General features: G+C 67.7%; 1 protein-coding gene. It reads left to right on the top strand.

What is annotated here, in order from left to right; translation table 11 throughout:
- The first annotated feature begins 165 nt into the window (after positions 1–165).
- The gene (locus tag QMX83_RS21455) at positions 166–1,299 is read left to right on the top strand and encodes a mechanosensitive ion channel domain-containing protein (RefSeq protein WP_282298647.1); all 1,134 of its coding nucleotides are present in this window, start codon (positions 166–168) and stop codon (positions 1,297–1,299) included.
- Positions 1,300–1,340: the final 41 nt, after the last annotated feature.

The following is a 1,340-nucleotide window of genomic DNA, read 5'->3' as shown; positions in this document are numbered from 1 at the left end:
GGTGGCTGAGGCGGTGCGTCAGCGGGGCATTGATCTGCCGTAGAGCCACGCCCTGCGTGGCTTCGCGGCGCCAGACGGAATCGCAGCCACGCAGGGCGTGGCTCTACGTTTCTATCATCGCCGCTCTGGCAGGGTGAGGGGCCTGTTCCCCTCACAGGAGCGTGCATGCACGTCGACTGGACCCTGGCCGCCGACTATCTCTGGCCGATCGGCATCGCCCTGATCATCGGCATTACCAGCTGGTGGTTGCTGATGGCGCTCACCCGTCGCCTCAAAGGGCGTGATTATCGTCGCGCCCGGATTGCGCGTGTCTTCAGCCGGCCGCTGGCCTTCGCGCTGCCGCTGCTGGTGCTCATTCCCGCGCTGGAAGCGACCCCGCTGCAGGATCGCTGGCTCGATCAGGCACTGCGTCTGCTGCATATCGGCCTCACCGCCTGTTTCGTCTGGTTCCTCGTACGAGTGGTCGCCGCAGGCGAGCAGGCGATCCTGCGCGAGCACCGCATCGATGTGGCCGACAACCTGGCGGCGCGTCGCATCCACACCCAGACCCGGGTACTGAGTCGGGTGCTGATGGGCGCGATCATCCTGGTCGGCGTCTCGATGGTGCTGCTGACGTTCCCGATGGTGCGCCAGATCGGCACCGCGCTGCTGGCGTCGGCCGGCATCATCGGCCTGGTCGCCGGTATCGCGGCCAAGCCGGTGTTCGGCAATCTGATCGCCGGTCTGCAGATCGCGTTGACCCAGCCGATCCGGTTGGATGACGTGGTCATTGTCGAAGGCGAGTGGGGCCGGGTGGAAGAGATCGGCAGCAGCTATGTCGTGGTGCGTGTCTGGGATGAGCGGCGCATGGTGGTGCCGTTGACCTGGTTCATCGAAAACCCCTTCCAGAACTGGACCCGACGCAGTGCCGACCTGCTGGGCACCGCCTTCCTGTGGCTGGATTACCGGGCCCCCATCGGTGCGATCCGCGCTGAGCTGGAGCGCATCTGCAGAAGCGAAAAGCTGTGGGATCAGCGCGTCTGCGTCACCCAGGTCACCGAAACCACCGAGCACACCCTGCAGGTGCGCCTGCTGGTCAGTGCGCGCAACTCGGGGGATGCGTTTGACCTGCGTTGCATCGTGCGCGAGCGCATGCTCGATTTCCTCGCCCGCGAACACCCGCAGGCGCTGCCGCGAACCCGCGCCGAGTTGCTGGAACAGCCGGATCCGGCCCTGCAGGCCGCACGCGGCCGGCCGGCGGGGCACGTGCGCTCGCCGGGTGCTGAAGATGGTGAGCCGGCCGTGGAGGCGGCTCGGTAGCGCCGGCCGTTGGCCGGCCCAGGCGGTGCGGAGGGCCGGCC

Origin of the sequence: Stenotrophomonas sp. PS02289, assembly GCF_029960115.1 — a bacterium.
Taxonomy (GTDB): domain Bacteria; phylum Pseudomonadota; class Gammaproteobacteria; order Xanthomonadales; family Xanthomonadaceae; genus Stenotrophomonas.
Note: the sequence above shows the minus strand (reverse complement) of the source record. Positions and strands in the feature narration are given on the sequence as shown.

Bases quoted from the DNA above. Each gene is read 5' to 3' on its own strand.
- QMX83_RS21455 (WP_282298647.1), top strand. From the start codon at position 166: ATGCACGTCGACTGGACCCTGGCCGCCGACTATCTCTGGCCGATCGGC.